This is a genomic window from Flavobacterium sp. (genome assembly GCF_027531905.1).
Classification (GTDB): Bacteria; Bacteroidota; Bacteroidia; order Flavobacteriales; family Flavobacteriaceae; genus Flavobacterium.
Genome location: NZ_JAPZSU010000050.1, coordinates 1 through 4,914, shown reverse-complemented (window position 1 = coordinate 4,914; position 4,914 = coordinate 1). Strand labels below are relative to the sequence as shown.

6 protein-coding genes are annotated in these 4,914 nt (G+C 33.4%); 1 reads left to right on the top strand and 5 read right to left on the bottom strand.

Annotated elements, in window-relative coordinates:
• The 5 genes from O9307_RS12515 to rplM form a co-directional block, all read right to left on the bottom strand.
• On the bottom strand, nucleotides 1-200 hold a 200-nt coding region (locus tag O9307_RS12515), incomplete at its 3' end, for a helix-turn-helix domain-containing protein (protein WP_298299846.1).
• A gap of 147 nt (nucleotides 201-347) precedes the next feature.
• The gene (gene tsf, locus O9307_RS12510) at nucleotides 348-1,172 is read right to left on the bottom strand and encodes a translation elongation factor Ts (protein WP_064715857.1); all 825 of its coding nucleotides are present in this window, start codon (nucleotides 1,170-1,172) and stop codon (nucleotides 348-350) included.
• A 126-nt stretch (nucleotides 1,173-1,298) separates the two neighbouring features.
• Complete coding sequence (gene rpsB / locus O9307_RS12505) at nucleotides 1,299-2,060, bottom strand: 30S ribosomal protein S2 (RefSeq protein ID WP_064715635.1); 762 nt, start codon at nucleotides 2,058-2,060, stop codon at nucleotides 1,299-1,301.
• Nucleotides 2,061-2,230: 170 nt separating this feature from the next.
• Nucleotides 2,231-2,617 carry a 30S ribosomal protein S9 gene (gene rpsI / locus O9307_RS12500; RefSeq protein ID WP_024980376.1) on the bottom strand — a complete coding sequence of 129 codons (387 nt, stop codon included), beginning with the start codon at nucleotides 2,615-2,617 and terminating at the stop codon, nucleotides 2,231-2,233.
• Nucleotides 2,617-3,072, bottom strand: a complete 456-nt coding sequence (gene rplM / locus O9307_RS12495; protein ID WP_064715636.1) for a 50S ribosomal protein L13 — start codon at nucleotides 3,070-3,072, stop codon at nucleotides 2,617-2,619. Before rplM ends, rpsI begins: the two co-directional genes overlap by 1 nt.
• A 337-nt stretch (nucleotides 3,073-3,409) precedes the next feature.
• Here rplM and O9307_RS12490 point away from each other — a divergent pair, with 337 nt between their 5' ends.
• On the top strand, nucleotides 3,410-4,429 hold the full coding sequence (locus tag O9307_RS12490) for a LacI family DNA-binding transcriptional regulator (RefSeq protein WP_298299838.1): 1,020 nt from the start codon (nucleotides 3,410-3,412) through the stop codon (nucleotides 4,427-4,429).
• The last annotated feature ends 485 nt before the right edge of the window (nucleotides 4,430-4,914 follow it).

Below are 4,914 nucleotides of genomic sequence, written 5' to 3'. Positions count from 1 at the left end.
CCGATTTCAGCCCAACCATCAAACCAACGTTCAATAGTTCTGCGACTGACTTTAAAAATACAAGCCAAGTCTTTAATCTTGTGTCTTTGATGTGATAAAACAAGGCACTGGCTACGTTTTCTAACTGTATTATTAGGGCTTTTTTGATGAAGGTGTTCTAACACTTCAATCTCTTCTTTTTTTAGGGTTACATATCTCATAATGAGATAAATATACAAATTTAACTACATATAAACAATAAAATACGACATTATTTTATTCTGATTACTTAGCTGTAAATAAAAAGTCCCAACTTTATTAAAGTTGGGACTTTTGTTTGATAGTACAAGAGTAAAATCAATAGTTTATTACCCTAAAGCAGCTCTTTTGAAACCAGTTACAATAAGATCTTTATCTAAAGATTTAGCATAAGCAGCAACGCTTAATTTGCTGTCTTTAATATAATCTTGGTTTACTAAAGTATTGTCTTTAAAGAAACGAGCTAATTTACCTTTAGCGATATTGTCTAACATTGCTTCTGGCTTACCTTCTTGACGTAATAAGTCTTTTGCAATTTCAATTTCTTTAGCGATAGTTTCAGCATCAACACCGTCTTCATTAAGAGCGATAGGTGCCATTGCAGCTGCTTGCATAGAAATGTTTTTAGCCACTTCATCAGCTCCTTCAATGTTTTTAGATAAAGCAGTTAAAGTAGCAATTTTGTTACCAGCGTGGATGTAAGAACCGATGAAAGCACCTTCTAATCTTTCGAAAGCACCAATTTCGATTTTCTCTCCTATAACTCCTGTTTGCTCAATTAATTTTTCAGCAACAGTAATTCCGTTGAAATCAGCAGCTAATAATTCTTCTTTAGTGTTGAAGTTTAATGCTAAAGCAGCTAAATCTTGCGCTAATTTTACGAAAGATTCGTTTTTACCTACGAAGTCAGTTTCACAGTTCAATGAAACTACAACACCAGCAGTTTTTTCAGCATTTACAACAGCAATAACAGCTCCTTCTGTAGATTCTCTATCAGAACGGTTAGCCGCTACTTTTTGTCCTTTTTTACGTAAGTTTTCGATAGCTAAATCAAAATCTCCTTCTGCTTCAACCAAGGCTTTTTTGCAGTCCATCATACCTGCACCTGTGATTGTTCTTAATTTATTTACGTCTGCAGCAGTAATTGTTGCCATAATATTTTGTATTTAAATGTTAAAAGTAAAAATTCCAATTCTCAAATCCCAAATTCCAACTTTATCAGAAAGTTAATTTTCTGATTTTGGATTTTGGAATTTAAGTTTTGGAATTTAAAATTTGATTTATTCTTCAGTTGCTGGAGCTTCAGGAGCTACTTCTTCGGTAGCAGGAGCAGCTTCAACTTCTTTCTCAGCACCTCTATCAGAAAGGCCTTCGATTACAGCAGTAGTAACTAAAGATAAAATTTTGTCAATTGATTTAGAAGCATCATCATTTGCAGGGATAACATAATCTACTTCACGTGGATCAGAGTTTGTATCAACCATTGCAAAAACTGGAATGTTTAATTTTTGAGCTTCTTTTATTGCGATGTGTTCCGCTTTGATATCTACTACGAACAATGCTGCAGGTAGTCTAGACATATCAGCGATTGAACCTAAGTTTTTCTCTAATTTAGCACGAAGACGATCTACTTGCAAACGCTCTTTTTTAGAAAGTGTGTTAAAAGTTCCGTCTTTTTTCATCTTGTCGATAGAAGACATTTTTTTAACCGCTTTACGGATAGTAACAAAGTTTGTTAACATTCCACCAGGCCATCTTTCAGTGATGTAAGGCATGTTTGCAGCTTTTGCTTTTTCAGCTACGATGTCTTTTGCTTGTTTTTTGGTAGCAACAAATAATATTTTTCTACCTGATGCAGCGATTTTTTTCAATGCTTCATTAGCCTCTTCAATTTTTGCTGCAGTTTTATATAGATTGATAATGTGGATTCCATTACGCTCCATATAAATATAAGGAGCCATATTTGGATCCCATTTTCTAGTCATGTGTCCAAAATGAACACCTGCTTCTAGTAATTCTTTTACTTCTACTTTGTTTGACATTTTTTGTACTAGTTTACGTTCTGTTGATTAGCAATGTACGAATGGCGATAAATCGGCTACTTACATTTAGATGCTAAACTAATTTCCCGACGCATCGGGACAACAACAACATTGTTTTTAAATTCAATAAATAAACGAAGTCTTGTACGTATTGCACAAGACAGGCAATATTAACGTTTAGAGAATTGGAATCTCTTACGAGCTTTCTTCTGACCGAATTTCTTACGTTCAACCATTCTTGGGTCTCTTGTTAATAAACCTTCTGGTTTCAATACTCCTCTGTTTTCAGCATTTACTTCACACATTGCGCGAGCAATTGCCATTCTTACAGCTTCTGCTTGACCAGTTACACCACCTCCATAAACGTTTACTTTTACGTCAAAGTTTGATGCATTTTCTGTCATAGACATTGGTTGCATTACTTTGTACTGTAAAGTAGCAGTTGGGAAGTAAGTTGCGAATTCTTTTTTGTTTACAGTGATTACTCCTGTTCCTTCTGAAACATAAACACGTGCAACAGCGGTTTTTCTTCTACCGATTTTGTGAATAACTCCCATTACTTAAGATCGTTAAGGTTAACAGTTCTAGGTTTTTGAGCACCTTGTTTATGCTCAGCTCCTACAACAACATTTAAATTTCTGAAAAGTTCAGCTCCTAATTTATTTTTAGGTAACATCCCTTTTACTGCTTTCTCCACTAATAACGCTGGGTTTTTAGATTGTAAAACTTTAGCAGTTAAAGTTCTTTGCCCTCCTGGGTAACCTGTATGACGCATGTAAATTTTGTCATCCATTTTGTTCCCTGTAAGGTTAATTTTTTCTGCGTTGATAACAATTACGTTATCTCCACAGTCCACGTGTGGTGTATAACTTGGTTTGTACTTACCTCTCAAAATCATAGCGACTTTTGAAGCAAGACGTCCTAAGTTATGACCGTCTGCATCTACAACGATCCATTCTTTAGTAGAATTGGCTTTTGTTGTTGAGATTGTCTTGTAGCTTAATGCGTTCACAATAATAAATTTTAATTAAACATTCCATCCCCAATAAAGGGGTTGCAAAAGTACAATTAATTATTTTAAATACAAATACCTTAAATGATTATTTTTCAAAGCTTTCTGCATTGATTATCAATCGTATATTCATTTTAAGATAATATTCTACTTTAATTTTTAAGAAGCTACTCATTAAAATATAAATGGTTGAAAATCTTTTTTTTTGCAAAAAATCAAGTGTTTTAAGTACAAAAAAAACAAAAATAATGACTATCTTCGCTTGTTTAATGCGTATAATTGATAATTATGCTTCTTTTCCATAATTATTCAAAAACTTGAAACTATTTTCTATCCTATGAAAGCAAAAGCTACACTAAAACAAATTGCCAAAGAACTGAATGTTTCTGTTTCCACCGTATCAAAAGCACTTAATGATAGTCCTGAAATTAGTGAACAAACTAAGATAAAAATCAAAGAATACGCCAAGTTAAAAAACTACAAGCCTAATGTAATTGGGTTAAATCTTAAAAATCGTAAGACAAAAACTATTGGCGTTATTATCCCCAATATATTAAATTCCTTTTTCGCCAAAGTCTTTAGTGGTATTGAGAAAGTTGCCGATAACAACGGATACAATGTGATTATGTGCATCTCTAATGAATCTTTAGAAAAAGAAGCTCATACTTTAGAAATGCTAAGCAATGGAACAATTGACGGTTTTGTTTTGTCTATTTCTGAGGAAGCACAAAAAGAACATGAATACAATCATTTTAAAGAAATTATTAGTGAAGGTACACCAATCGTTCTTTTTGATAGAACAACAGACGAATTGGATTGCGACAAAGTTATTGTAGACGATTTTGACTCAGCTCTTGATTCTACTCAATATCTTATCAATTCAGGATGTAAAAATATCGCACTCATTTCAACAATTGATAATTTAAGCATTGGCAAACTACGCCTTGAAGGGTATTTACAAGCCCTAAAGAACAACAACTTACCTATCAATGAGAATATCATTTTGAGAACTGATTCTAGCGATGGTCTTAATGAAAAAGTAGAAGCGATTTATGCCAATAATACTATTGATGGTGTTTTTGCTTTAGCCGAAGACGACTCTGTTGCTGCTTTGAAATTTGGTTTGAAGAAGGGATTAAGCATCCCAGACGAATTATCCATCATTGGTTTTGCTGACGGAATTCTTGCTTCAAGACGTTTATCACCAAGCTTGACAACAGTAAGTCAGCATGGCGTTGAAATCGGAGAAGTGGCGGCTCAATTATTGATTGATCGTCTAGAATCTAAGGAAGAAAATTTGCCTTATCAAACCAAAGTAATTAAAACTAAATTAAAAGAAAGAGAATCTACCAGATAATTAACATGACAAAAGGCCTGCAAAATTTTGAGATTGTCTTTTTTTGGCCTTGTATTTATCTGAACACAACCACTTACGGGACCTACGCCTCATAAGACAAGAAGCCTTTCTCTTGATGTTATGTGTTATTTTGGGATTTACTTTTTTTTAAGCGAAAGCGTTACCAATCCTTTTGATTAAACATCCTTTTTTGAATTAATTGAGAAAGTACTTTTACATAAAATTCGCAAATTATTAAAGAAAAAACACCTTCAATAATACATTTGACCCAAACTTCACATTATAAATCTCGTTCCATTACACTATAAAATAATTCAAAATCAAAAGGTTACAAATAAAAACAATGGTTCTACTGGGTTTTGTGTGAATATCCATTTAAGTCACCGTGAAAAAAAAGAATAGCTGTTCTAAAATTTTGCTTGTTTCTATATCCTCTACCGATTCGTTTTAGCTCTTCAATTGCACCGTTAATTCTTTCTGCTCTG